25 protein-coding genes are annotated in these 23,677 nt (G+C 38.3%); 14 read left to right on the forward strand and 11 right to left on the reverse strand.

Annotation, left to right across the window (positions count from 1 at the left end; all coding sequences use genetic code 11):
- Window positions 1–22: 22 nt before the first annotated feature.
- A complete protein-coding gene (locus G6053_RS02955; RefSeq protein WP_046674894.1) occupies window positions 23–496 on the reverse strand; it encodes an Lrp/AsnC ligand binding domain-containing protein in 474 nt (157 codons plus the stop codon).
- A 322-nt stretch (window positions 497–818) separates the two neighbouring features.
- On the opposite strand from G6053_RS02955, the gene G6053_RS02960 reads away from it, so the two are divergent.
- A complete protein-coding gene (locus G6053_RS02960; protein WP_241254904.1) occupies window positions 819–1,898 on the forward strand; it encodes a hypothetical protein in 1,080 nt (359 codons plus the stop codon).
- Here the strand turns inward: G6053_RS02960 and ruvC are convergent, their stop codons facing one another.
- A complete protein-coding gene (gene ruvC / locus G6053_RS02965; RefSeq protein WP_108636186.1) occupies window positions 1,899–2,465 on the reverse strand; it encodes a crossover junction endodeoxyribonuclease RuvC in 567 nt (188 codons plus the stop codon).
- A 100-nt stretch (window positions 2,466–2,565) separates the two neighbouring features.
- Between ruvC and G6053_RS02970 the strand changes: the two genes are divergently transcribed.
- Both G6053_RS02970 and G6053_RS02975 read left to right on the forward strand, forming a co-directional pair.
- On the forward strand, window positions 2,566–3,540 hold the full coding sequence (locus G6053_RS02970) for a lysylphosphatidylglycerol synthase domain-containing protein (protein WP_165305504.1): 975 nt from the start codon (window positions 2,566–2,568) through the stop codon (window positions 3,538–3,540).
- Window positions 3,524–4,654 carry a glycosyltransferase gene (locus tag G6053_RS02975; protein ID WP_241254905.1) on the forward strand — a complete coding sequence of 377 codons (1,131 nt, stop codon included), beginning with the start codon at window positions 3,524–3,526 and terminating at the stop codon, window positions 4,652–4,654. Before G6053_RS02970 ends, G6053_RS02975 begins: the two co-directional genes overlap by 17 nt.
- Before the next feature lie 7 nt (window positions 4,655–4,661).
- Here the strand turns inward: G6053_RS02975 and G6053_RS02980 are convergent, their stop codons facing one another.
- Window positions 4,662–5,396: a lysophospholipid acyltransferase family protein gene (locus tag G6053_RS02980; protein ID WP_108636184.1), complete on the reverse strand. Its 735-nt coding sequence runs from the start codon at window positions 5,394–5,396 to the stop codon at window positions 4,662–4,664.
- Between the two features lie 125 nt (window positions 5,397–5,521).
- Here G6053_RS02980 and G6053_RS02985 point away from each other — a divergent pair, with 125 nt between their 5' ends.
- From G6053_RS02985 to G6053_RS03000, 4 genes are read left to right on the forward strand one after another with little or no spacing between them, the layout of a single operon-like run.
- Entirely contained in the window at window positions 5,522–5,821 is a 300-nt protein-coding gene (locus G6053_RS02985; RefSeq protein WP_108636183.1) for a DUF2089 family protein, read from the forward strand.
- A 46-nt stretch (window positions 5,822–5,867) separates the two neighbouring features.
- Window positions 5,868–6,359: a PH domain-containing protein gene (locus tag G6053_RS02990; RefSeq protein ID WP_165305505.1), complete on the forward strand. Its 492-nt coding sequence runs from the start codon at window positions 5,868–5,870 to the stop codon at window positions 6,357–6,359.
- Window positions 6,349–6,933 carry a hypothetical protein gene (locus G6053_RS02995; RefSeq protein ID WP_165305506.1) on the forward strand — a complete coding sequence of 195 codons (585 nt, stop codon included), beginning with the start codon at window positions 6,349–6,351 and terminating at the stop codon, window positions 6,931–6,933. Before G6053_RS02990 ends, G6053_RS02995 begins: the two co-directional genes overlap by 11 nt.
- A 10-nt stretch (window positions 6,934–6,943) precedes the next feature.
- Window positions 6,944–8,320, forward strand: a complete 1,377-nt coding sequence (locus G6053_RS03000) for an alpha/beta hydrolase (RefSeq protein ID WP_165305507.1) — start codon at window positions 6,944–6,946, stop codon at window positions 8,318–8,320.
- A 46-nt stretch (window positions 8,321–8,366) separates the two neighbouring features.
- On the opposite strand, the gene G6053_RS03005 is transcribed toward G6053_RS03000, so the two are convergent.
- The 3 genes from G6053_RS03005 to G6053_RS03015 all read right to left on the reverse strand — a co-directional run bounded on the left by G6053_RS03005 (window position 8,367) and on the right by G6053_RS03015 (window position 10,412).
- Complete coding sequence (locus tag G6053_RS03005) at window positions 8,367–9,074, reverse strand: SDR family oxidoreductase (RefSeq protein ID WP_165305508.1); 708 nt, start codon at window positions 9,072–9,074, stop codon at window positions 8,367–8,369.
- Window positions 9,075–9,076: 2 nt separating this feature from the next.
- The gene (locus tag G6053_RS03010; protein WP_108636179.1) at window positions 9,077–9,991 is read right to left on the reverse strand and encodes a lysylphosphatidylglycerol synthase transmembrane domain-containing protein; all 915 of its coding nucleotides are present in this window, start codon (window positions 9,989–9,991) and stop codon (window positions 9,077–9,079) included.
- Between the two features lie 88 nt (window positions 9,992–10,079).
- Window positions 10,080–10,412 carry a hypothetical protein gene (locus tag G6053_RS03015; protein WP_108636178.1) on the reverse strand — a complete coding sequence of 111 codons (333 nt, stop codon included), beginning with the start codon at window positions 10,410–10,412 and terminating at the stop codon, window positions 10,080–10,082.
- 54 nt (window positions 10,413–10,466) lie between these two features.
- Here G6053_RS03015 and G6053_RS03020 point away from each other — a divergent pair, with 54 nt between their 5' ends.
- From G6053_RS03020 to G6053_RS03030, 3 genes are all read left to right on the forward strand, one after another.
- Entirely contained in the window at window positions 10,467–11,030 is a 564-nt protein-coding gene (locus G6053_RS03020) for a lipocalin family protein (RefSeq protein ID WP_108636377.1), read from the forward strand.
- A 194-nt stretch (window positions 11,031–11,224) separates the two neighbouring features.
- Complete coding sequence (gene gmd, locus G6053_RS03025; protein WP_108636177.1) at window positions 11,225–12,376, forward strand: GDP-mannose 4,6-dehydratase; 1,152 nt, start codon at window positions 11,225–11,227, stop codon at window positions 12,374–12,376.
- Window positions 12,377–12,475: 99 nt separating this feature from the next.
- A complete protein-coding gene (locus G6053_RS03030) occupies window positions 12,476–13,402 on the forward strand; it encodes a hypothetical protein (RefSeq protein WP_108636176.1) in 927 nt (308 codons plus the stop codon).
- Between the two features lie 286 nt (window positions 13,403–13,688).
- Here the strand turns inward: G6053_RS03030 and G6053_RS03035 are convergent, their stop codons facing one another.
- The 5 genes from G6053_RS03035 to G6053_RS03055 all read right to left on the reverse strand — a co-directional run bounded on the left by G6053_RS03035 (window position 13,689) and on the right by G6053_RS03055 (window position 21,842).
- Window positions 13,689–17,435: a HAMP domain-containing sensor histidine kinase gene (locus G6053_RS03035; protein ID WP_165305509.1), complete on the reverse strand. Its 3,747-nt coding sequence runs from the start codon at window positions 17,433–17,435 to the stop codon at window positions 13,689–13,691.
- 88 nt (window positions 17,436–17,523) lie between these two features.
- The gene (locus tag G6053_RS03040; RefSeq protein ID WP_181390663.1) at window positions 17,524–18,297 is read right to left on the reverse strand and encodes a succinate dehydrogenase/fumarate reductase iron-sulfur subunit; all 774 of its coding nucleotides are present in this window, start codon (window positions 18,295–18,297) and stop codon (window positions 17,524–17,526) included.
- A gap of 13 nt (window positions 18,298–18,310) precedes the next feature.
- Window positions 18,311–20,245, reverse strand: coding sequence for a fumarate reductase/succinate dehydrogenase flavoprotein subunit (locus tag G6053_RS03045; protein ID WP_108636174.1), 1,935 nt, complete (start codon window positions 20,243–20,245; stop codon window positions 18,311–18,313).
- A 58-nt stretch (window positions 20,246–20,303) separates the two neighbouring features.
- Window positions 20,304–21,074 (reverse strand): succinate dehydrogenase cytochrome b subunit, encoded by a 771-nt coding sequence (locus G6053_RS03050; protein ID WP_108636173.1) that lies wholly within the window; start codon window positions 21,072–21,074, stop codon window positions 20,304–20,306.
- Window positions 21,075–21,245: 171 nt separating this feature from the next.
- The gene (locus G6053_RS03055) at window positions 21,246–21,842 is read right to left on the reverse strand and encodes a porin family protein (RefSeq protein WP_165305510.1); all 597 of its coding nucleotides are present in this window, start codon (window positions 21,840–21,842) and stop codon (window positions 21,246–21,248) included.
- A gap of 88 nt (window positions 21,843–21,930) precedes the next feature.
- On the opposite strand from G6053_RS03055, the gene G6053_RS03060 reads away from it, so the two are divergent.
- The 4 genes from G6053_RS03060 to G6053_RS03075 all read left to right on the forward strand — a co-directional run bounded on the left by G6053_RS03060 (window position 21,931) and on the right by G6053_RS03075 (window position 23,665).
- Window positions 21,931–22,140 (forward strand): hypothetical protein, encoded by a 210-nt coding sequence (locus G6053_RS03060; RefSeq protein WP_108636171.1) that lies wholly within the window; start codon window positions 21,931–21,933, stop codon window positions 22,138–22,140.
- The gene (locus G6053_RS03065) at window positions 22,137–22,478 is read left to right on the forward strand and encodes a tRNA-binding protein (protein ID WP_165305511.1); all 342 of its coding nucleotides are present in this window, start codon (window positions 22,137–22,139) and stop codon (window positions 22,476–22,478) included. The genes G6053_RS03060 and G6053_RS03065 overlap by 4 nt, the downstream gene beginning before the upstream one ends.
- 9 nt (window positions 22,479–22,487) lie before the next feature.
- The gene (locus tag G6053_RS03070) at window positions 22,488–22,955 is read left to right on the forward strand and encodes a nucleoside deaminase (protein WP_108636169.1); all 468 of its coding nucleotides are present in this window, start codon (window positions 22,488–22,490) and stop codon (window positions 22,953–22,955) included.
- Between the two features lie 101 nt (window positions 22,956–23,056).
- A complete protein-coding gene (locus tag G6053_RS03075; protein ID WP_104385179.1) occupies window positions 23,057–23,665 on the forward strand; it encodes a superoxide dismutase in 609 nt (202 codons plus the stop codon).
- Window positions 23,666–23,677: the final 12 nt, after the last annotated feature.

The raw sequence follows: 23,677 nt of genomic DNA on the forward strand, positions 1-23,677 counted from the left end.
ACTGTTGGAAGCTTTTTTTATACTAGACTAAGCTGATCTGACGCTTAATACTTTCTTCAAGGGAGATAATCGTTTCCGTACGCTGAATTCCGGGTACGGATTGGATATCTTCGTTCAATACTTTTCTGAGGTGGACAGTGTCCCTACAGATAATTTTTGCAAAAATACTGTATTGGCCGGTACAATAATGTAACTCAACCACTTCTTTGATTTCTTTCAACTTATCTACCGCATCTGCATATTGTGAACCTTTTTCTAGATAAATACCGAGAAAGGCAGTGATGTCAAATCCAACTTTTTGGGGATTGATAATAAGATTTGAACCTCTGATGATACCTAACTCTTCCATCTTCTTCATTCTAACGTGGATGGTACCACCTGATACGATTAGCTTTTTTGCAATCTCGGTATAAGGAATAGAAGCATCGTTCATTAGAATAGACAGGATTTGGATATCCAAATTGTCTAGATCATAGTTTGCATATTGATTTTCCATTAACAATGGGTTTTGTGTTTCATTCATCAGTCATACATTAAAATCTGACCAATTGCTAAAATAATTAAATTTATTTCAAAATTACTAAGAATTTTCGGTTTATAGATGTAAATTTAATAAAAAATACTTATTGATATTGATAATGTTGTATGTTTTTGATTGAAAGTGCTTATAATTGTTTTAGAGGTGATTTTATTGTAAGGTTATCGGATTCTTTCGTTATCTTGTTATTAAAGTTGGGTGGAAATAGGAGGATATCCTGTGATTAAGGATCTCATACGGTGTTACGAAGATCAAAGGTAAAATAAGTAAACTGTAGGGCATGTCAGAGCAAGGTCTCAATACTAAAATAAAGATGGAAGAAGTTCAAGATGTAAAGATTTCGAGGAAGAAGCCGATTTTTGAGGTAGGGGAAGGGCTCCATAAATATCTTAGGTTATATCAACGGGATGAGAAATTGCCCATTGGTTATAAGGATTTATTGAATTTTACAGAGACGGTACCAGTCATGGATAAATTTGGTCATGATACTTTTTGGGAAACTCCACTCTATCCTCAATATCTCATTGATCAGTTGTATGACGGGTTAAAAGTAATTTATGCTAAGCTCAAAGCTTCTGGTAATACACGGATTGTACAGCACAAATATATCGACCGCGTGGAGTATTGCGGTTTTGGTAATACGAGGCCTTTTCGTATTCGTATTGTAAACCGGCTGAATGACGTCTACGATTATTTTTATATCAAGCAGGCAGATGCATCACGGATATACGGCTTAGAGCTGGAGGAAATACTATCTCCCAATCAGGTCAACTATATGGTGGATCAGGACACATTGGTTGAGGAGCATATTGTTGGTATTCCCGGTGATATATTCTCGCAAACCCGAATGTTTACGCCTGATTACAATCTGACACGGATTTCGAAGGAATTCGTCAAGTTTAACGAACGTTGTATTATCACGCTGCTGGGAGATATGCGTGCCTATAATTTTGTTATGCAGATTACACCTGATTTTGATGATTTTCAGTTTAGGATCAGGGCCATTGATTTTGACCAGCAGTTTTATGAGGGAAATCCGAAAGTATATATGCCACAGTTCTTTAAAGAGAACTATCCATACGTCAAGCTTGCCATGGAGCATTTGACAGAAAAAACGGTGCAGCAATATCAACAGGAGGAACGTTCTTCGATCGTGCATAGGGTGCGGAGCGAACGGCACCGCATTGCTGATCTTCGGGACGCTTCGCAGACCCAGATCCTTTCAACGCCCGAAAATATAAAACAACTGCGCGAAGGTTATGCGGAGTTTTACCAAAATAATTCTTACTTGAAATGTAAGACAATGACTGATATTGTCGAATTAAATGTGAAAAATGTGATTCGACAGGTGCAGATGTAATTATTTGATTCGGTCTTTATTGTCTTTGATAAAAGAGGACCAGCCTGAATAGGATTTTCCGTTGCCAGTGCTGCTGTTTTTTTGAAATGAATGGCAGACCGCAATGGCCAGCCCATCTGTCGCATCTAGAAATTGGGGTGTTTCTTCAAACTTTAATAGGTTTTTGAGCATGGCAGAAACCTGTTCTTTCGTAGCATTTCCATTTCCGGTGACGGATTGCTTTATTTTTCTGGGTGAATATTCAAAGATCGGAATATCCTGTGCCAGTGCTGCCGCCATGGCAACGCCCTGCGCCCGCCCGAGTTTGAGCATCACTTGAATATTTTTGCCGTAGAAGGGTGACTCTAGCGCAACGCAATCCGGATTATATTCTTGCATTAATGCAGAGGTCTTTTTGAAGATGCGTTGCAATTTTAAGGCATGGTCATCGAGATGCCCCATTTTGATCACACCCATTGAAATAAGGGATATGGTATTGCCGACTTCTCTAATAATTCCGTACCCAAGCACGACTGTACCGGGGTCTATCCCTAGAATGATTCTTTCTTTCGCCTTTTCCTTCTGCATGTACAATATTACAAATTTTGCTCTTTATAAGTGGATTGATGTGTACAAAACTTAATCATTTGGACAAAATTTAGTAACATTGCTTTCTAATTATCAAAAGTTGACCGGGAGACAAAAAAAATACATCAGTCTTTTATTAAAGATACTGGTTTTTGCACTTGCGACATGGTATATTATTACCAAGGTGTCTGATAAGAGCAATATCGATAAGTTTAAGACGCTAATCACTGGATTGGAGCAACATTCTGTTGTATGGACGCTGATTTTGATTGTTGTTTTAATGCTTGTAAACTGGCTTCTGGAGGTTGTCAAATGGCGCTATCTTGCATCCAAACTGGAGCGAATATCTTTTTGGAAGGCATTTCAGTCCGTTTTTTGTGGACTTACATGGGCGATTTTTACCCCGAATCGGATTGGCGAATATGGTGGAAGGGTATTATTTCTGAAACCCCACAATAGAGCTAAGGGAGCTGTCGCCATGGGGGTTGGGTTATTTGCCCAACTGGTACTGACAAGTGTCGCAGGATCACTGAGCATCGCCTGGTTTCTCTGTAAGTTCTTATCTACGCCATTATCTGTTCAATTTGGGGTTTGGTTGTTGGCTATTATTTATGCTGTCGGGTTTGTGATATTGTATTTTAATGTGCGATGGGTGGATATGCTTGTGGGTCGAATTAAGTTTTTGACGAAAATCAAGCCTTTTTTTGAAGTCCTTGAACATTATTCTGCACGTGAGCTCTGTATTGTTTTGCTAAATTCATTGGCTAGATTCATCATTTTTACCTCACAATATATTATTTTGATGAAATTGACTTTGCCTGAGCTGCCTCTTTTATCCATGATCTTGATGATTTTTATCCTCTTTTTCGTCCAGGCAGCACTACCTACCTTGGATATTTTTGATTTTAGTGTGCGGAGTTTTGTGGCAAGTAATCTTTATAGCTATATTACAACACAGGAGATTGCGGTGATGGCTATTGTATCATGTATTTGGTTTGTCAATTTAATTCTTCCTGCAATATTTGGTTCTATTTTTGTTTTTAAGATAAATTTTTTCGGTGATACAAATTCTTAGCTATTTATTGATCAGTTTTGCCTGTGTGTACGCTATCCTCGTATTATGGATGCGGAAAGGTTGGGCTACAATCCAGGCACCTCACAGTAACTTAATTTCTACCAAAAGCGTATCGGTAATTATTGCTGCCCGCAATGAAGAATTAAATATCCGGAGAACGATAGCATCCATATTAAATCAAAATTTTCCGAGTGAACTTCTTGAACTTATTATTATTGATGACCACTCGGATGACAATACCTCCGCGATTGTTAAAGAATATATCGAAAGTGGAGTCAAGTTGATTCAGCTAAATGAGAATGGTCGGATGAATTCCTATAAGAAGCTGGCGATCTCAAGGGCGATTGATTGCTGTAAGGGGGAGATTATTATAACGACAGATGCAGACTGCCGAATGGGACCAAATTGGCTGGCTACCGTGATCGGAACCTTTGAAAAGGAAGATGCTTATTTATTGTCTTCTCCAGTCGTATACTCGGAGGAAAAGAGTTTTTTTGAACGACTACAGACCTTGGAATTCCTGTATCTCATAGGCCTTGGTGCAGCGGGTATTGGTAATAGAAAACCTACGACCTGTAATGGTGCGAATTTAGCTTATCGAAAAGATATATTTAAACAAATGGGAGGGTTTAAAGGTATCGATGAGCTTGCTTCGGGGGACGATGAGTTATTTTTGCATAAGGTGGCTGAGAAGTATCCCGAACGGATTGCTTTTTGTAAATCAGAGGATGCTATTGTGTATACGGACGCCAAGCCTGATCTTGGGTCATTTATTAGCCAAAGAAGACGTTGGGCATCCAAGAGTACCAAGTATAAAAATAAAGGTGTCATTGCTTTGGGAATTGCTATTTGGCTGTTCAATGTGCTATTGCTGATGGCGGCAATTCTTACGGTCACAGGGGTGAAGACACTTGGAGGGGTTGTCCTCTTTGCATTGCTCCTTAAAATAACAGTTGAGTTTTTGTTTATTCAGCCCTTAACCAATTTTGCGAAACGTACGACTTTGCTTTGGTATCTCCCGATATTGAGTCTGGCCCATATTCTATACTTAGCTTATATCGGAATATTGGGGAATGTTGGAAAATACGATTGGAAGGGCAGGCAAGTCAAATAAAACTATTTTAATTTTCCACTTTCCGTTTAATCGTTTCTTCCGCTAATTTTACGATTTCCTCGATATTTTTATCCGCGGTGTCCAAAGGGTCCAGTACCTCCCATGTCATATGTAAAAAAGGAGTCAATGGATACATACCATATTGCACCATTTCGTAGGATCCTTTTATCGCAATCGGGACGACCAATGCATTTGGGTTTTTCTTTAATAATGTTGCAATACCACCTACATGAAAAGCTTTCATCTTACCTGTTTTTGATCGGGTACCTTCTGGAAAGATAAAGGCCGACCAATTTTTTGTTTTCATATTGTTGGCAAGTTTGAGGATCTCAGCTATGGATTGTTTGGGGTCATTACGATCAATATTGGCAGCCCCACCATGTTTTAGGTTAAATGAAATACTGGGTATGCCACTAGCTAATTCAATTTTTGAGATAAATTTTCCATGAAATCTTCGCAGAAAATAGATCAGTGGGGGGATGTCAAAGGTACTTTGATGATTGGCAACAAAAATAATCGGTTGTCCCAAAGGGATTGATTTGTTATCGATAAAAGTAACCCTATTAAATAATGTATAATAAGATGCAACCAAACATGCATTTAATAGGTCAACACTTTTTTTATGCGCATCATAACCACCAAATTTTAGGCATAGCCATTGGATGGGATGAAATATAATCAGGGATAAGCCAAAACAGAACCAAAATATAATAGATAGGATATAGCCTAAAAACTTTTTCATACGCTTTATTTATTGTTTACAAATATATCATTAAGCAACGATTTTTGGAAAATATTGATAATATTGTGTTTTGTTTTAATAATATTAATATTATATTTAACAATGTTAATGTTTGTCTTTTTTAAATGAAAAAAATACCCGTAAATTGTCCATGTTGTGATGCGAGACTGCAGGTCTCTAAGCTGGTCTGCGATTCCTGTGACACAGAAGTTGTCGGTAAGTTTAACTTACCCTTGCTTATGCAATTGACCATAGATGAGCAGGAGTTTGTCCTCAATTTTTTAAAGTATTCGGGTAGCTTAAAAGAGATGGCCAACCAAATGGGAAAGTCGTACCCAACTGTTCGCAATATTTTGGATGATCTGATTCATAAATTAAATTCGCTTGCTAATACGGGTAATGTTGACACAAATAGGAAGATTTAGGCAGCCTTAAGAATTGAAGTAGTGATATATAAACTATTTACTCAAGATGAGAAATAACACATTTTATAACGAGAGTCAATCATTTTTTAGTTGGTGGCTATGTCTGATCCTTTTATCTGTTAGCGTAGCTAGCATTTCTGCTCACTGGCAGGATATTTTACAGTTCAATTTTGTTCCTCTATTTAGATTACCTGGATTCTGGATCAATTTAGCCTTGTGGTGTTTATTCGGTGTGCTTCGTTTAAAGACCACTATTCATGAGAATGGGATTGAAGTCTATTTTTTTCCATTTAATTTCTATCGAAAAAGGATTGCATGGGGTGATATAACTACAGTTGAATTACGAAAATATAGTCCAATTGCAGAGTTTGGAGGCTGGGGGCTGAGAAGAGGGAGTCGAGGAAGAGCTTTTTCAGCACAAGGTAATATGGGCTTGCAACTTACCATGAGAAATGGTAAAGTACTGCTCATCGGAACTCAAAACCCAGTGGAGATCGAACAATTGAATTTATCCAAATTCTTAAACAATGAAAATTAAACAGCTATTTCTAAACCCATTTGAAGAGTTTTCGGAACGGAAACTATTTTTTGCAGGCACCATTGGTTTTTTGCTATCGAGCTATTTCGTGTATTTATCGGGGGAGCAGTTCAATGGTTTTATGCACTTCTATCGACCAGAGATAGCAGTCTCTTTCGTTGCTGTTTTAAGAGTCCATGCTTATATGATTTTGGCTCCTTTAGCCTTATTATATATTGTAGGTCTTATATTATATACCAAGACAAGGCTTATTGATGTATTAAACGTGATGCTGATTGTGCCATTTCCGCTTTATCTAATGTTGCTCTTGGGTAAGTTAATCAATCAGGACAAGTTTACCAATGAGATAGATGAAGCGTTAAAAAATGGTGACCATACCCTGTCGAGTATAGATAAAGGTCAAATGATATTATTTGGTGTATTTGGAATACTAGCGCTATTTCTCCTGTTTTATCAGTTCTATTTATTGGTCAAAGGAATGAATGTTGCCGTAAATAATAAAAAGATTTGGATAAGCATATTGTTTGTGGCATTATATTTTATACTTGATGTAGGTATACAGTTTTATTTTTGATAGCAAGGAAATGATGAAGAAAATTTTCTATTTATTTTTGATCTGTTTGCAGTTCTCATGTGCAGATGCACAGACTTTTGATGGTTCTTGGAAAGGTGAGGTGAGTGTGTCTGGGCAGAAATTACTTTTGGTATTTAATCTAAAACAGGGTAGTAATGATAATTGGGCGGGAACTTTTGAAAGCCCGATGCAGACCTCGCTGAAGTTTCCGATTAATACAATAAAAGTGACCAAGGACTCGATATCGATGGATGTCAAAGCGATCGGTCTATTTTATACAGGTTATCTGGATCGGGATAAAGATGTGATGAAGGGAGTGATGAAGCAGGGGAGTTTTGAGTCCGCGATGATATTGGTGCGGAGTGAAAGCGACCAAAGTGGACTTTCCCGTAAACAGGACGTCTTTCCTCCCTACGATTACGTTGAACAGGAGGTTACGTTTCAAAATGTGAAAGGAAATGCTACTTTAGCGGGAACGCTTACTTATCCCAAAGGGGGAGGGGCTTTTCCTGCTGTCATCCTGGTTAATGGAAGTGGACAACAAAATAGAGATTCAGAAGTTTTCGGGCATCGGCCATTTAAAATATTGGCAGACCACCTCAGTAAAAATGGTTTTGCCGTGCTTCGTTATGATGATCGCGGTATTGGCGACTCTAAAGGAGAGGTCAATTTGGCTACGACGGTTAATTTTGCTTCGGATGCCAATGCAGCTGTGGATTTTCTGAGCAGGCAACAGATGGTCAAGGCAGAAAAAATTGGTATTATCGGTCATAGTGAAGGAGCTTTGATCGCTGAAATGGTTGCCGCGGAGAACAAGAAAGTCAATTATATTGCTTTGTTGTCCGGACCTGTCCTCAAAGGTGATTCCTTATTGATTCTGCAGAGCTATGCTTTGGGGAAAGTGGCTGGTTTATCTGAAGCGGCGTTGGAAATAAATAAGCGCAATAACAGAAAGCTATATGACATTCTGCTTAAGGATGAGCCGCCAAAGGTTTTGACAAAATCATTGGAAAAAGAACTTATCAGTCAAAACAATGGGAATGCATTAACATCAGATATGAAAGTTAAATTGAGTCCGATGTTGACCCCATGGTTCAAAACCTTTCTCCGCATCGATCCGGCTTACTATCTTAAGCAAGTGACAGTACCTGTTTTCGCTTCCTTTGGGGGAAAGGATATTCAGGTTCCTGCAAATGAAAATATCTATGCGCTTCAACGCCTGCACTTAAATACGACAGATGTAATAATTAAAGATTACCCAAATTTGAACCATCTCTTTCAAAACGCGCAAACAGGAAAAATTGAAGAATATTTTGAAAACCCGGAAAGTTTCAATGCACAACTCATGGATGATCTTACAAAGTGGCTTAAACTGAAAACAAAATAAGCGAATCTTAGATTCCATCAACAACCTGTTGCTTTTAACTGCTCTGTTATGGTGTAGTATTAGCAACAGGTAGAATCTTTCCATTGAAATACTGGTGTCCATTCTGCGCAAACTCCGCAATATATCGGCCCATTTCGAAGGCTAGTGTACCGGCTTCCATTCCCGGAAAAGCTGCCTCAAACATTTCGGTTTGTGACGATCCCAAGGCTAAGCAGTTAACCTTGATGCCTTTCTCCTTAAATTCTTCGGCGAGACATTCTGTTAAAATCGCCAACGCGCCTTTACTGGTGGAATAGGCTGAAAGCCCGGGAAATTTCATTGAGCCTTGAAAGCCGCCCATACTGCTGATATTGACAATATGGGAACCTGCGTGCATAAACGGAACAACATGCTGTATCATATTGACATGGCCCATGATATTTGTCTGGAGCATTGCTGCAAAATCCTGACTGCTGGTCTCCATGAATGGCTTATTGATGAGTGCCCCGGCATTGTTGATCAGGATGTCAACGCGATCAAATTTCGATTGAATAAAAGGAATTAGCGTTGCATAGTCATCATAGACGATATCAAATTGTGCGGGAAAGAGTGTCCCCCCGTCATAATTGAGCTGACTTGCGATTTCATGAAGTTTTCTCAATTTGTCTGCAGATCGGGCCAGTGCGATAACCTTGTTGTCCTTTTTTGAGGTCAAATCAAGTACAGCTTCAAACCCAACACCGCTGCTTGCTCCGGTAATAATAATATTCGCCATGTTTATTCTTCTAATTTTTGACTTTGTTCAACTTCTTCGACAGAAGGCAGTTTATCCTCTCCGATTGCTTTGGGATTGAAGATAAAATAAATTCCGGAGAGTGCGACCATCGCCGAGATAATATAAAATAACAATGTGATCAATACCGCATTGTGAGAGTCAACCTGAAATATGCCTGCTCCCCACATAATCACGAGTTCACGCATGCCTAATCCCCCCACAGAGAAAGGAATGATAGAGACTAACGAAGAGGCCAGAAATAAAAATAGGTAAGGGGAGAACTTTCCGTTAAATCCTAAAGCATAAAGAATTAAAATCGCTGCGATCACTTGCATGGACTGTACACCTATCGCTTTTAGGTGTGCTTTTAGGAAGGTGGACCTGTACTCTTTGAAAAATTTTGTGACAATAAAATAGTAAAGTATACTACCTGATATAAACAAAATGACCGTCAGGTAATTTGGAATTCCCAGTTGTGGCATGTAGGTAATTAAGGCGGAAATAATTAGGCATAAGGCCCATAAGCCACTTAGCCTGTCTAAGAATAATGCCGTAAATAATTTCCGGCCTTTAATACTGAATCTTTTTCGAAGAAAGAAGATCTTGTACCCATCCCCACCTACTCCTCCCGGTAGAATGAGGTTGTAGAATAGTCCCAGCTGGTAGAGCTTCAAATTATATTTTTCAGAAACATCCAAACCAATTGCCCTTAAAAAGGTTAATAAGCGTGAAGAAGATATAAAAATTGAGAGGCTATAAGCTAATAATGCTAGAAATAAAAAGATAGGATTTGAATTAATTACAGCTTCTTTGAGATCTTTTAGTGAAACTTTACTGAAAACCCAATATAAGGCTCCCACAGTAACGACAATCTTTAGTATATTTTTTAGGATCTTAAAACCTTTTTTTTTGTCCATAGAAGTTTATTTTTCCAATCTTAATCAATTATATTGGCGATTTTGGAAAATTCAAAGTTAGGAACTTTGTCGAAATGTGCAATTTTACTTAAGCGATAGTTGGGTAAATTCTTGAATACAATAATATCAGATATAAAATGCCGAATATTGTCGCAAGAGAAAATAGCCAATTTAGGTCAATTCTATTATATTTGTGCTTTAGCACAGCAATCATTAATCCGACGATAAAGCAAAATAGTAAAATGGGGGCGATCAAAGAAATCTTATTTGTGAAGGCTAGGCTGATTTGACTTAATTTTGCCTTAGCTTCCTGCCCAAGAAAAAGTGGATAGGTGGCGAAGGCTAGGAGAATAATGAATAACCTCAAAAGAGTTTTTGCAATTATTTTGCTTATGGTATGATTTTTGGCTGTAATCTTCATGATTTGTGGATTAATTTACCCCAAAAATACAATTTGAAATTAAAATTTAGACATATGAATCGATTCGTTTTATCATTGGCGACTATTTTTGCTACGGTGTCCTTATTCTCTTGTGGTGCACAAAAGCAAGGTACATCATCTGGAAATCCTGGTAATGGTTCTTCCAATACAAGTGCAGCTTCGGGACCTAGTGCCTCAGAGTGGAAATCTGCTGTGAAAGGAACTTGGACACTGAATTCAATCGATAGAGAAAATTTACCTTCTACATTCACGATTAAAAGCGTTTTTGAAGAAGCTCCAGCGGAGTGTTTTGTTGGTAGTTCATGGAATTTTATTGGAAATGGAAAGGGATCAATCACCTTCAACGCGCAAGGTACTTTATGTGCTCCGGGGGCATCACGTGAGATCTTTTGGTCTATCTATAACCCTGGAAAAGGTTTAGGTGAGCCACAATTCCAATTTAAAAAGATCTATGCAGGAGATAAAGCCAAAAACGTGACGACAGGTTACCGTTTGGATCTGTCTTATTCTGATGGCAATAAATTAGTTATGAAAATGCCGTTGACAGTTGCAAATGGTGAAGCATATTTGGTATTTAATTTCTCCCGCGTAAACTAACATAAGCAAGAAAAAAAACATAATGAAAAGCTATAGGAAATCCTATGGCTTTTTTTGTTGAAAATTTAATACTTTTACACTCCGAAACCATCATGATTTATTCATATTGGGAGCGGAGTTGAACAGATTTATCGGATGAAAAATAGCATGATTCCCGGCGAGAACGTTAGGAACTGCCCAATATAACTAGAAGTATGGCTGAACAAAACACGAAAACTGCATTGATAACAGGTATTACAGGTCAAGATGGTGCCTATTTAGCAGAATTCCTATTGAAAAAAGGTTATAAGGTACATGGCCTAAAACGCCGGAGCTCACTTTTTAATACAGATCGTATTGATCACCTTTATCAAGATCCCCATCTTGACAATAGAAATTTTACATTGCATTTTGGTGATTTGACTGATTCAACCAATTTGATCCGCGTTATTCAGGAGACACAACCGGATGAAATCTATAATCTAGCGGCACAATCCCACGTTAAGGTAAGTTTTGATACCCCGGAATATACTGCCAATGCCGATGGAATTGGTACCCTTCGTATACTGGAAGCTGTCAGATTACTGGGAATGATTGAGAAGACACGCATTTATCAGGCCTCAACTTCTGAGCTATATGGTCTGGTGCAAGCGGTACCGCAAAGTGAAACTACTCCTTTTTATCCGCGAAGCCCTTATGCAGTAGCCAAAATGTATGGCTACTGGATTACTGTTAATTACCGCGAAGCCTATAACATGTATGCCTGTAACGGTATTTTGTTCAATCACGAAAGTCCTGTCAGGGGCGAGACATTTGTGACGCGTAAAATAACCCGTGCTGTAGCAAAAATAGCATTGGGATTGCAGGACAAACTCTATCTGGGAAACCTTTCGGCTCAACGGGATTGGGGACATGCGAAGGACTATGTTGAGGCGATGTGGTTGATCCTACAACAGGAAAAACCTGAAGATTTTGTCATTGCGACCGGAGTTACCACAACTGTCAGAGACTTTGTCCGCTTAGCTTTTGCCGAACTGGGTATTGAAATCGAATTCAGCGGGAAAGGAGAGCAAGAAAAAGGAGTGATTATTGATGTTGATGAGGAACGTTTGGCTGAATTGAATATTGATAAATCGCAGATTAAGTTTGGGCAAACAGTCGTTAAAGTGGATCCGGCTTATTACCGACCGACGGAAGTTGATTTGCTTATTGGAGATCCTACCAAGGCAAATACCAAGCTAGGCTGGAAACCTAAATATGACCTCCAGATGCTCGTAACAGATATGGTACAATCAGATCTGCATCTGATGCGAAAGGAAGAATATTTAAAACAAGGTGGTTTTCAGACACTGAACTATTTTGAATAATTCATAATTGATAAGGAAAAAATAAAACTGGAATAATTTTTGTTTAAACATTTATTGGTATGAATCAATGAATTCATACGATGAATATGACAGTGTATTATGATGAATTCAGAGGTTGTTTCGAGTAAGAAGGAGGACGAAAAGAAGAAAGATTCTTCTAAAGTTTATTTCTTCATCATTGCGATAGCAGCGTTACTAGCAACGAATATATATTTTTATGTTAAGTTTAAGACGAACGGAGAGAAAGTCTATGCCTTAACCGTAGAAAAAGAAAACCTTCAGGTACAGATCGATCGGATAGAAGCCGAGTTGGATAAGATTGACATTGAAAATATTCAATTGACTCCTGAGATGACGGTGCAAAAGGATGATTCGCGAACAGAAATTGCTGAGCTACGAAAAAAGCTTGAAAATAAAAGCATTACTCCTAAAGATATTGACGACGCGCAACGTAAAATCAATCTATTAAAGAAGCAAGTTGACAACTATCGTGTGGATGTTCAGCGATTGATTCAGGAAAATCAAATTTTATCAAAGCAGAATTCAAATTTGAATGAATCTGTTGTCGAGAAAAATAAACAAATTACTTCTTTGACAACGACTAATTCAGAATTGAAAGAGAAAGTGACAACAGCATCTGCTTTAAAGGTTTCAAGTATCAGCATTAATGGACTTGAGATCAAAAAAAATGGTAAAGAGTCTGTGGAAGAACGGGCCAAACGTGTGGATAAGCTGAAGATCAATTTTACCATCGCCGATAATGCGCTGGCAAAAAATGGTGAGCGGGACATTTATATAAGAATTATCGATCCGCAAGGCAACCTGGTTGTTCAGGGAGACAATATTTTCTTTGTTCATGGTGAAAAACTGCAATATACCTTTAAGCATAATATTTTGTTTACGAATAAAGGGGAGGATTATATTGTGTATTGGGCTGCTGAGAATGGTTTTACCAAAGGAGCATATACGGTATTACTTTACGAAGACAATGCAATAATGGGCAGATCCACAGTGGTATTGCGTTAGTAAAGCAGTATTATAAAAAAGATAGAACGGGCGTCCCACAAGGATGCCCGTTTCGTTTTGCAGTCCGGTCAATTTTTCAGTTTGGTTTTAGGACCTTTTTGCCAATTTACTTTATGGCACAAATGAAATTCTTTAGGGGCAGGCGTACACAGGTATATGATTTAGTCCAAGGGGCGAGGAAGTCGCTATTGAATTGGCATAGTGTTTCTATATGCTCATTGAAAGCTTTCTTTATTTAGAAAATAGGAGCTCTAGATCTGATAAGTTTATTTCTACGCCATTCCGATTAAGACTCTATTTGCTGTAAGGGAAGTAGGATATGGAAGGTCGTACCTTCTCCCTCCGTCGTTTCAAAGTAGATCTGTCCGTTACAGGCTTCTATTGTTTTTTTAACAAGTACCAATCCTAACCCATTTCCGGAGCTTTTTGTGGTGAAGTTAATTTGGAATATTTGATCTTTCATCCCTTCGGGTATTCCATAACCATTGTCCTTGATATCTATCTTTACAAACTTGTCTGAGTATCGTTCGATGGATATTTCTATCTTCATGTTTTTTCGTCCATATCCACCCTCAATGGCATTTTTTATCAAATTATTGAATGTCCGAAGCAGTTCATTGCCATCGGCTTTAACAATCAGTGTTTTTTGATCGGCGTTATTTATTAAGCGGATGTTAACGTTTGGTGTATTGTTATAGAGTGATATGGATTTCACAACTTTTTCAACGATATTGATATTTTCCATCACCGTCGTTGGAAATTTTGCAAAGTGGGAAAACTCTGAAGCGATCTGTGTCAATGCATCTATCTGCTCAATAAATGAGGTGGAGAACTTATTGAAACGATCCGGAAACTTCGGATCATTGTCTTTATACGATCTTCGAAGCTGTTGTATACCTAATTTCATAGGTGTCAACGGATTTTTAATTTCATGGGCGATCTGCTGCGCCATCTCACGCCAGGTCGATTCACGTTCGGTGTCCTTGATCTTATTGGCATAGTCCTCCAGTTTTATGATCATGAGGTTGTACTCTTTGATTAATGTCCCTATTTCATCGTTTCTTTGCCAGAAAAGGGGTTCGTTAGGCTGTCCTAGCCGAAGCTGAGAGATCTTTCTACTGATGATACTGAGTGGATTGGTGACACTGTTGGCAACAAAAGTGGCATAGAAACCGAAACCAATGATGATTAGTGAATAAATGTTGACAATGGTATTAAGTAGCAAATTTTTATTGATATTCTCTTCCTTTTGAAGGGAGAAATTTGGAATGCCTATATAAGCGACCGTGCTGTAATCTTTATCCCTAATTGTAACATAACTTGTTTCAAACTGGAAGGTTCCGATTCCCTCATCTTCAATTGTTTCTGATTTTTTTAGCAGCGAAAGGTTTTTTAACGCTATCGGGTTGATGAATGTGGAGAAGAGCTCCAGGTCATAAATTCGGCGCTGCGAACTATATAAAAGCCTACCTGATTTTGAGTACAGGTTGAAATCCTTGGATATGGTCTCAGATAACGTCTTTAGAACGCTAATAAGTTGGTTTTCATTGGAGACTTCATCTGTATTGGGGAGCATGTTTTCTATCCGTTTTCCAAGTTCGATAATGAAACGCTCCTTACTATTTCTATTGTTGTTGTAGAGCTGTTTATTGATGCTGATATATGAAATCACGGCCGATATCAGAATAGCTAAGATCACCGAGGAAATAATCGAGGTCTGGATACGCGTCGAATACTGTATTTTATTGATGATTTTATAGAATTGATATTTCAAGTTGCGAAACGTCAGTTTTGTATTCTTCAGGAAGATATAAAACGAAGTGACATAATGAAAAAACATGAAAATCATGAAAAACACCAGAAATAGGAAAGAGGATGTCGCGACATAATCCCAAAATGATGGTTTCTGTTTACTGATGACATAGGTTGAAAAGGTATTGGCAACATAAGCCATGTGCAGGTATGAATCCCGATCCAATATTTCAATATATTCTCCGGGTGCACCTTTTAATCCGCGTAGGTTATTTTCATAGGTATACTTGCCAAATTGTGTGACAAGTGAACCACCTTTATACAAGGCAATAGAATACTCTCCTTTATTATAATATTGCGAATTATTGATCCGCATATCTGTCAGTATTTCGGGATACGGTACTGTATAACTGAAATCCTTATTGGACAGATTAATAATCACATTGACGACCCTGTTTTGATCTATTGTTACCGGAATAATCGAAAAGTATTCATGGGTTCCAAGTTCAGCACTGGCGCGGTAAAAATTTTGAGTAACCTTGATCGATTTATTGATTACTTTCTCTCGATATTCATTAATCTTATTTTGACTGTTCGGATTTAATGGAATATTATTTTGATCATAGTAATATGCCTTAAAGTCATATTTTGAAAGATATCCACTGAAGTATTTTTTCTTAATAAAATCATTGATTGCATCGGTATTTGTATAGGGTAAGCTGATATTGAACAAATGTTTTAGTTCCTTATCATTGGTAATTCCATTCTCAATGTCTGAAAATAGTGAAACAGCATTAACATCATCTTCCGATTGAAGATTGTTTAACAATATCTTCATATCAATAAGATCTCGCTCCTGATAGAATCGAGCATGCGTAATTGTACTTATGATCGCCCAAAGGATCAAAACGGCGATATAATTGGTCAGTATATGCCTGTCAAAATATTTCTCGCCGAAAGATTTGATTAGGATAATCAGGGCTAAAAGCAGATTGACCAAGCTATTTTTCTCGATGTAAATGGAGATAATAAGAATAACAAATATGACACAGGCCAATTGGATATTTAACAATTGAGTAGGTTTTAGTTCTAACTTTTTAAGGAAGAACAATACCAGGTCTATGTAAATGCTTAATGCTAATATTCCCATTCCGACAATGCCTAGATCCACCCAACTCAGGAAATGCAGGTCAACAAGTTTGGTGAAATCAAAATAGATATTATTTGAATGGGTGATCAATGTTCCGGCAATATCATATAAAAGTGCAAAGGCGAAATATATACTCAGTATAAAGCCAATGGCAATAGGTATTCTAAAGAGGCGGATATTTTTGATTTTGTCAAAATTGAGTTCCTTTCGAATGGAATAGATAAATAGTATCCACCATAGGATCAATATTGTCGTGGATAACACCGACCAAATATTGGGGAAGAATCTATTATAGGCATAGTTGCGGGAGTCAAATATAGCAAACGTGGCATTTTCAGAGAGCAGATTCCATTTCAGGTCTGCAAATTTGACCAAGACAAATATGCCAGCCAATAGCACTATTGCCCACCAAGCTCTTTTGGTCTTTGCCATGAGGAGGCAAAGGCTGTTAAAGAAAATCAATAGTGCAATCCATGCCAATAACCAGCAAAAGAACTGTAAGATGGTATAGATATTTTCATGCTCACCATCTTTAAGCTTCACAGAAAATAGATAGGAGCCTTCATTGCTGTAGATATTTTTGATGGCTACGGTATCCGTGTAGGAGGCAATGTCTATGTTTCGCGTATCAAAAAAGTTTCTGCGTAGCGAAGAGTTTAAGTAAGGATTGTTATTGTTGGTATAGGGCTTAACAAGGATATAGGCAAGTATGCTTATATTCCCAATTGTTTTTTTACGGATGACGTAGGACCTATTGTCATCTTGTACGAAATTGGATTTTTCTAAGAAGCCCTGATCGGTGATCGGAACAAATAAATTTGTGCTCCACATCTTAGGTTGATGGTCCTTAAAGAGGAAAAGATAAACCTCTTGATCGTTTTTATACCTTTCGAAAGCTTGATAGACGGCTATGGGGTATTGATCGTAATTTTTAAATGTTTTGAGTAATAAGGAGTCCTTAAAAATAAGGTCTACCTTTTTTTCTTGTTCGGAGATATAATCATTGAGTGATTTGGTATCGATGTCGAGTATTTCCTTATTTGTAACAGATTCTTTGATGGTGATAGCTGTTCCTATAAAGCATAGTGTTAAGATAAGTAGAAGTAAACGAATTTTTATACCAGAATTCACGTTAGTCAATTTACATTATTGTAAATATAAAAAAAAGTCCTTGCTTTCTTAGGACAAGGACTTTTATATTATTTTATTCTAAAATTACTTATGCGTGTGGTTCTTCCTGTTTGAAGATTTTAGCAGTCAAGTACTCACGGTTCAAACGAGCAATGTTCGTTAATTTAATACCCACTGGACATTCAGCTTCACAGGCACCGGTGTTGGTACAGTTACCGAATCCCTCAGCATCCATTTGATCCACCATTGCTTGCGCACGTTCGTAGCGTTCAGTCTGACCTTGAGGCAATAATGCAAATTGAGATACTTTAGCCGATACGAATAACATCGCAGAGGCATTTTTACAAGCTGCAACACAAGCACCACAACCGATACAAGTAGCGGATTCGAAAGCCTCGTCAGCAATACGTTTCGGAATAGGAATCGTGTTAGCGTCAGGAACACCACCTGTGTTGATATTCACATATCCACCAGCTTGTTGAATACGGTCAAAAGCAGTACGGTCAACGGCAAGATCTTTCAATACTGGAAATGCAGCAGCTCTCCAAGGTTCGATTACGATCGTTTGTCCGTCATGAAAGCTACGCATGTGCAATTGACACGTTGTTGTACCTTCTTTAGGACCATGAGGGCGACCATTGATTACTAATGAACACATCCCGCAAATACCTTCACGACAGTCGTGGTCAAAATATACAGGGTCTTCACCTTTACGTGTCAATTCCTCATTCACAATATCAAGCATCTCTAAGAAAGACATATCATCAGCGATGTCGTTTGCCTGATAAGTTACAAATTGACCTTTATCTTTATCATTTTTTTGACGCCAAACTTTCAGCGTTAAATTCATATGTTGTGCCATGATAATTTCCTTCTTATTTATAACTTCTTTGTGTTAACTGAACGTTTTCGAATACCAAGTCTTCCTTATGTAATTCCTCAGGTACATTGTCTCCTTTGTACTCCCAAGCAGATACATAAGCAAATTCTTCGTCATTACGTTTAGCTTCACCTTCTTCAGTTTGGCTTTCTAGACGGAAGTGACCACCACAAGACTCAGCGCGTTGCAATGCATCAACAACCATTAATTCACCCAATTCCAAGAAGTCAGCTACACGGCCAGCTTTCTCTAAAGAAAGATTTAATTCTTCGTTCTCTCCAAGAACTTTAACGTTGGTCCAGAATTCTTTTTTCAACTCCTGGATCAAACCTTGTGCTTTTTGTAATCCTTCAGCAGTACGTGCCATTCCACAGTATTCCCACATGATGTGACCTAATTTTTTGTGGATATCATCAACAGTTTGCGTACCGTTTAGGGATAGCAATTTATTGATTTTCTCTTCAACCTCTTTACGTGTAGCTTCGAAAGCAGGATGGCTGTGATCTACTGGTGCGAAAGAACCTAGTTTAGCTAGGTAATCACCGACAGTGTAAGGAATAACGAAATAACCATCAGCAAGACCTTGCATCAATGCCGAAGCACCTAAGCGGTTTGCACCGTGGTCTGAGAAGTTACATTCACCTAAAGCATACAAACCTGGGATTGTCGTCATCAAGTTGTAGTCAACCCATACACCACCCATTGTGTAGTGAACAGCAGGGTAGATACGCATTGGTTGTTTGTAAGGGTTCTCGTCAGTGATTTGATAGTACATGTCAAATAAGTTGCCGTATTTAGCACGTACAGCATCTTCGCCTAGACGGCCGATCGCTTCTTTGAAATCCAAGAATACCGCGAAACCAGTTTTACCAACACCACGACCATCATCAACGGCTTCCTTCGCATTACGTGATGCTACGTCACGAGGTACTAAGTTACCAAATGAAGGATATTTACGTTCCAAGAAGTAATCTCTGTCATCTTCTTTGATGTCGTTGGCTTTGATTTCACCTTTGCGTAATCTTTCAGCCATTTCTTGCGTCTTAGGAACCCATACACGGCCGTCGTTACGTAAAGACTCGGACATCAGCGTCAATTTAGACTGGTGATCTCCAGTTACAGGAATACAAGTAGGGTGAATCTGTGTATAACAAGGGTTAGCGAAGTAAGCGCCACGTTTGTGTGCTCTCCAAGCTGCTGTAACGTTACATCCCATTGCGTTTGTAGACAAGAAGAATACGTTACCGTAACCACCAGTACACATTAATACCGCATGTGCTGCATGTGTTTCAACTTTACCAGATACCAAGTCACGTGTGACGATACCTTTGGCATGACCATCGATCATAACCAGATCCAGCATCTCGTGACGTGTATATGATTTCACTTTTCCTTTTTTGATTTGACGGTTCAACGCCGAATACGCACCTAACAACAATTGTTGTCCAGTTTGACCACGGGCATAGAAGGTACGGCTTACCTGAGCTCCACCGAAAGAACGGTTGTCCAATAAACCACCATATTCACGTGCAAAAGGAACACCTTGCGCGACACATTGGTCGATGATGTTTACAGATACTTCGGCCAAACGGTAAACGTTTGCTTCACGTGAACGGTAGTCACCACCTTTGATTGTATCATAGAATAAACGGAACACGGAGTCACCATCATTTTGGTAGCTCTTTGCCGCATTAATACCACCTTGCGCTGCAATTGAGTGCGCACGACGAGGTGAATCTTGGTAACAGAAGGTAATTACGTTGTATCCTAATTCAGCTAAAGATGCTGCTGCAGATGCACCAGCAAGACCTGTACCAACAACGATAACGGTAAATTTACGTTTGTTAGCAGGGTTAACCAACTTAAGATTAAATTTATGATTTGACCACTTTTGGGCTAATGGGCCCGCTGGTACTTTTGAATCTAACATATCTCTTAATTTTATATTGAACGATAAGGCCTAAGGTCTTATCTTAAAAGATTCTGAATTATTTAAAGAAGAAAAACAATGGCATTATTGCAAAGCCAATTGGAATTAATACCCCAAATACCCAAACTCCGATTGCTCTGATAATTCCAATATATCTTCTGTGGTTAAAACCTAAAGTTTGGAATGCAGATTGGAAACCATGAATTAAGTGGAATGCCAAAGCCGCCATAGCAATAACGTACAAAGCAACTAAAGCCACATTTTTGAAGGCAAAGTCAACTTGTTTGTACAAATCTCTTGCTTTTAAGATTTGAACATTGTTTTCTACCGTTTCTTGGTAGTCGTGGAATTCAGAAGCTTGAAGTTCTCTAGCTGTTGTCTGTCCAGTTGCCAAATCAGTACGGTATTCGATGTAAGGTACCTGATCATTGTGAAACTTCCACCAAAAATTAGACATGTGTGTAGCTAAAAATACTAAAATGACAGTACCTAAGATACCCATGTTGCGTGAATTCCATTTACTGTTTGCTTGGCCATCGTATTTGGCGTAGCCAATAGGACGAGCGGATTTGTTTTTCATCGACAGCGTAATGGCGTAGATGACGTGAACAATTACCGAAGCGTACAATAAGTAAGAAACAACTTTGATTGGTGTAAAGTGAGTCATGAAATAAGCGTATTTGTTGAACGCTAGACCCGCATCATCTTTAAATAATTGCAAGTTACCAACCAAGTGAACAACTAGGAATAAACATAGGAAAATTCCTGTTAAGCTCATGATTAGCTTCTTCCCAATCGAAGAACTGAAAACTGGCTTTGATTTACTCATTATGCTTGTAATTTAATTTTAATTAGGCAAATCTACTATTTGCTATTAAATATGATACCATTTTGACAAGAAAAAGGAATAATTTAGAACGGTTCTAAATTTTCTTAAAATAAAAAGTCCGTTTTGGATAAAAACGGACTTTTTGATATAGTATGAACAGTGGTTTATAAACTACAGAATACTGAATAATCTGTAGCCTAAACCAATGCTCCACATATTGATTTTTGGATTTGCCTGGCTTTCATTGTTAACTTTATTCAAACCCATTTCGTAACGTACATCTACACGTAGGCTTGAGATATCAGCACCGACACCAAATGCCCATGCTGTGCCATTTTTTTTGTAGTTATTTGGATCTAAATTGGCAATGATCTTATCTTGTTTGTCATCTACTTTAAATGAGAAGATCGGACCAGTTTGAATTCTGGCTCCAATTGGCCCTAAGCCAAAACGTTTACCCAATAACACGGGAATATCGACCGTTGTGAATTTAACGTCTGTCGATTCTCCTTCGGAATTCGTTACTTTGGTGTTCTTCCCGGTTAAGTAGATCTCGGGCTGAACGTGGAATCCCAAGACACCAACACGTCCATAAAGACCTGCCTGATAACCCGCTTTATTGTCTGAATTGAAATATTTGCCGTCGCTTTTAAACTTTGAGAAGTTCAAAGCGCCTTTTAAACCGACCTCAAATCCAGGCAAAAGCTGGGCCTGTGCCGTTGCTACGCTACCACAAATCAAGAGTAATGCTGGTAAAATCTTTTTCATAATCTTTTATTTATGTATATATTGTATCTTTAAACAAACTTTCACAAGTTTGATAAAGATATACAAATTTTGTACCTAAATCATAGTTATGCTGAAAATTAACGAAGAACAATGGCAAGTTGCCAAAGAAAAACTCCGTCGCAAGTACAATCATTTAAGCGACGAAGATTTAGCTTTTCAAGCAGGTGAGGAGGATAAATTGGTTCATAAACTCTCTTCGCGTTTAAAACGCAAACCCTCTTATATTATATTCACAATTGGTAAGGAAATTCAGGACATTAATAGCAATAGGTTATGAGTGACAGCATCAGCTGGACAGATTTTGAAAAAGTAGATTTACGGGTCGGGACCATTTTGGATGCAAAGGATTTTCCGAAAGCAAAAAAACCAGCTTATCAGCTGAAAATTGATTTTGGAAACGAAATCGGAATATTACAAAGTAGCGCCCAGATAACAGTACATTATAAGAAGGAAGAATTGATCGGAAAACAGATTGTTGCAGTCGTGAATTTCCCAAAGAAACAGATTGCCAATTTTTTCTCCGAATGTTTGGTGACAGGATTTGCTGATGAGCTTGGAGATATTATTTTGACTTCTGTGGACAGGAAATTACCAAATGGATCGAAACTTAGCTAAGTTTGTGGCATGACATTTATAGATTTTGAAGGAACACAGTTAATAGATAGCGATGAATCATTTATGCGGATGGCATTAAATGAAGCAAAAAAAGCTTTTGAAGAAGGGGAGGTTCCTATTGGTGCAGTTATCGTGCATAAGGGACGCATCATTGGTAAAGGACATAATCTTACCCAACGCTTGAATGATGTCACAGCTCATGCCGAAATGCAGGCTTTTACAGCAGCAGCAAACTATCTTGGTGGAAAATATCTGGACGATTGTACATTGTACGTGACTATTGAACCCTGCATCATGTGCGCTGGAGCAGCTTACTGGACACATATCAGTAAAATTGTCTATGGGGCCAAGGATGAAAAGCGAGGTTATTCTCATTTTCACGATAAGATTTTACATCCGAAAACAGTCGTTACTCAAGGTGTTTTACAGGAGGAATGCGCCGATTTGGTAAAATCATTTTTTCGTCAAAAACGCTAACGAAATATTGAATTTATTGTAACACATAAAAACATAACAGGCTATATTGTGTTATATTTGTATACATAAACGAAGTAATAAACATTTAAATTAAAATAGATATGGCATTTGAATTAGAAGCGTTACCATACGCAGCCGACGCATTAGAACCGCATATTGACAAGACTACAATGGAAATCCACCATGACAGACATCATCAGGCATACGTGGACAACTTAAATAAGGCTATCGCAGGAACAGATGCAGAAAACCTATCTTTATTAGATATTATAAAGAATGTGAGCAAATATTCAGCAGCAGTACGCAATAACGGTGGTGGTCACTACAACCACTCTTTGTTTTGGAAAGTTTTAGGTCCAAATGCTGGCGGAGCTCCTACAGGTGAATTGGCAGAAGCGATCAATGCTACTTTCGGTTCATTTGACGAATTGAAAAAACAACTTCAGGCTGCTGGTGCTACACGTTTTGGATCAGGTTGGGCATGGTTGATCGTTGGTGCTGATGGCAAATTGGCGGTGACTTCGACTCCGAATCAAGACAATCCATTGATGGATGTCGCAGAGGTAAAAGGAACACCAGTTTTAGGTATCGACGTTTGGGAACACGCGTATTACTTGAAATTCCAAAATAAACGTCCGGCTTATTTGGAAGAAATTTTTAATGTTATCAATTGGGATGCCGTAGCACAGAATTATGCTGCAGCAAAATAATTGATCATTTAA

Source organism: Sphingobacterium sp. DR205 (genome assembly GCF_011064245.1).
Classification (GTDB): Bacteria; Bacteroidota; Bacteroidia; order Sphingobacteriales; family Sphingobacteriaceae; genus Sphingobacterium; species Sphingobacterium athyrii.

Excerpts from the sequence above, each read along its gene's own strand:
- G6053_RS02960 (WP_241254904.1), top strand. The coding sequence starts at position 819 with ATGTCAGAGCAAGGTCTCAATACTAAAATAAAGATGGAAGAAGTTCAA.
- G6053_RS03055 (WP_165305510.1), bottom strand. The coding sequence starts at position 21,842 with ATGAAAAAGATTTTACCAGCATTACTCTTGATTTGTGGTAGCGTAGCA.
- G6053_RS02955 (WP_046674894.1), bottom strand. The coding sequence starts at position 496 with ATGGAAAATCAATATGCAAACTATGATCTAGACAATTTGGATATCCAA.
- G6053_RS03040 (WP_181390663.1), bottom strand. The coding sequence starts at position 18,297 with ATGGCACAACATATGAATTTAACGCTGAAAGTTTGGCGTCAAAAAAAT.
- G6053_RS03075 (WP_104385179.1), top strand. The coding sequence starts at position 23,057 with ATGGCATTTGAATTAGAAGCGTTACCATACGCAGCCGACGCATTAGAA.
- G6053_RS02980 (WP_108636184.1), bottom strand. The coding sequence starts at position 5,396 with ATGAAAAAGTTTTTAGGCTATATCCTATCTATTATATTTTGGTTCTGT.
- G6053_RS03005 (WP_165305508.1), bottom strand. The coding sequence starts at position 9,074 with ATGGCGAATATTATTATTACCGGAGCAAGCAGCGGTGTTGGGTTTGAA.
- G6053_RS02990 (WP_165305505.1), top strand. The coding sequence starts at position 5,868 with ATGAGAAATAACACATTTTATAACGAGAGTCAATCATTTTTTAGTTGG.
- ruvC (WP_108636186.1), bottom strand. The coding sequence starts at position 2,465 with ATGCAGAAGGAAAAGGCGAAAGAAAGAATCATTCTAGGGATAGACCCC.
- G6053_RS03060 (WP_108636171.1), top strand. The coding sequence starts at position 21,931 with ATGCTGAAAATTAACGAAGAACAATGGCAAGTTGCCAAAGAAAAACTC.
- G6053_RS03015 (WP_108636178.1), bottom strand. The coding sequence starts at position 10,412 with ATGAAGATTACAGCCAAAAATCATACCATAAGCAAAATAATTGCAAAA.
- G6053_RS03070 (WP_108636169.1), top strand. The coding sequence starts at position 22,488 with ATGACATTTATAGATTTTGAAGGAACACAGTTAATAGATAGCGATGAA.
- G6053_RS03030 (WP_108636176.1), top strand. The coding sequence starts at position 12,476 with ATGATGAATTCAGAGGTTGTTTCGAGTAAGAAGGAGGACGAAAAGAAG.
- G6053_RS02985 (WP_108636183.1), top strand. The coding sequence starts at position 5,522 with ATGAAAAAAATACCCGTAAATTGTCCATGTTGTGATGCGAGACTGCAG.
- G6053_RS03050 (WP_108636173.1), bottom strand. The coding sequence starts at position 21,074 with ATGAGTAAATCAAAGCCAGTTTTCAGTTCTTCGATTGGGAAGAAGCTA.
- G6053_RS02995 (WP_165305506.1), top strand. The coding sequence starts at position 6,349 with ATGAAAATTAAACAGCTATTTCTAAACCCATTTGAAGAGTTTTCGGAA.
- G6053_RS03010 (WP_108636179.1), bottom strand. The coding sequence starts at position 9,991 with ATGGACAAAAAAAAAGGTTTTAAGATCCTAAAAAATATACTAAAGATT.
- G6053_RS03045 (WP_108636174.1), bottom strand. The coding sequence starts at position 20,245 with ATGTTAGATTCAAAAGTACCAGCGGGCCCATTAGCCCAAAAGTGGTCA.
- G6053_RS03065 (WP_165305511.1), top strand. The coding sequence starts at position 22,137 with ATGAGTGACAGCATCAGCTGGACAGATTTTGAAAAAGTAGATTTACGG.
- G6053_RS03000 (WP_165305507.1), top strand. The coding sequence starts at position 6,944 with ATGATGAAGAAAATTTTCTATTTATTTTTGATCTGTTTGCAGTTCTCA.
- gmd (WP_108636177.1), top strand. The coding sequence starts at position 11,225 with ATGGCTGAACAAAACACGAAAACTGCATTGATAACAGGTATTACAGGT.
- G6053_RS03020 (WP_108636377.1), top strand. The coding sequence starts at position 10,467 with ATGAATCGATTCGTTTTATCATTGGCGACTATTTTTGCTACGGTGTCC.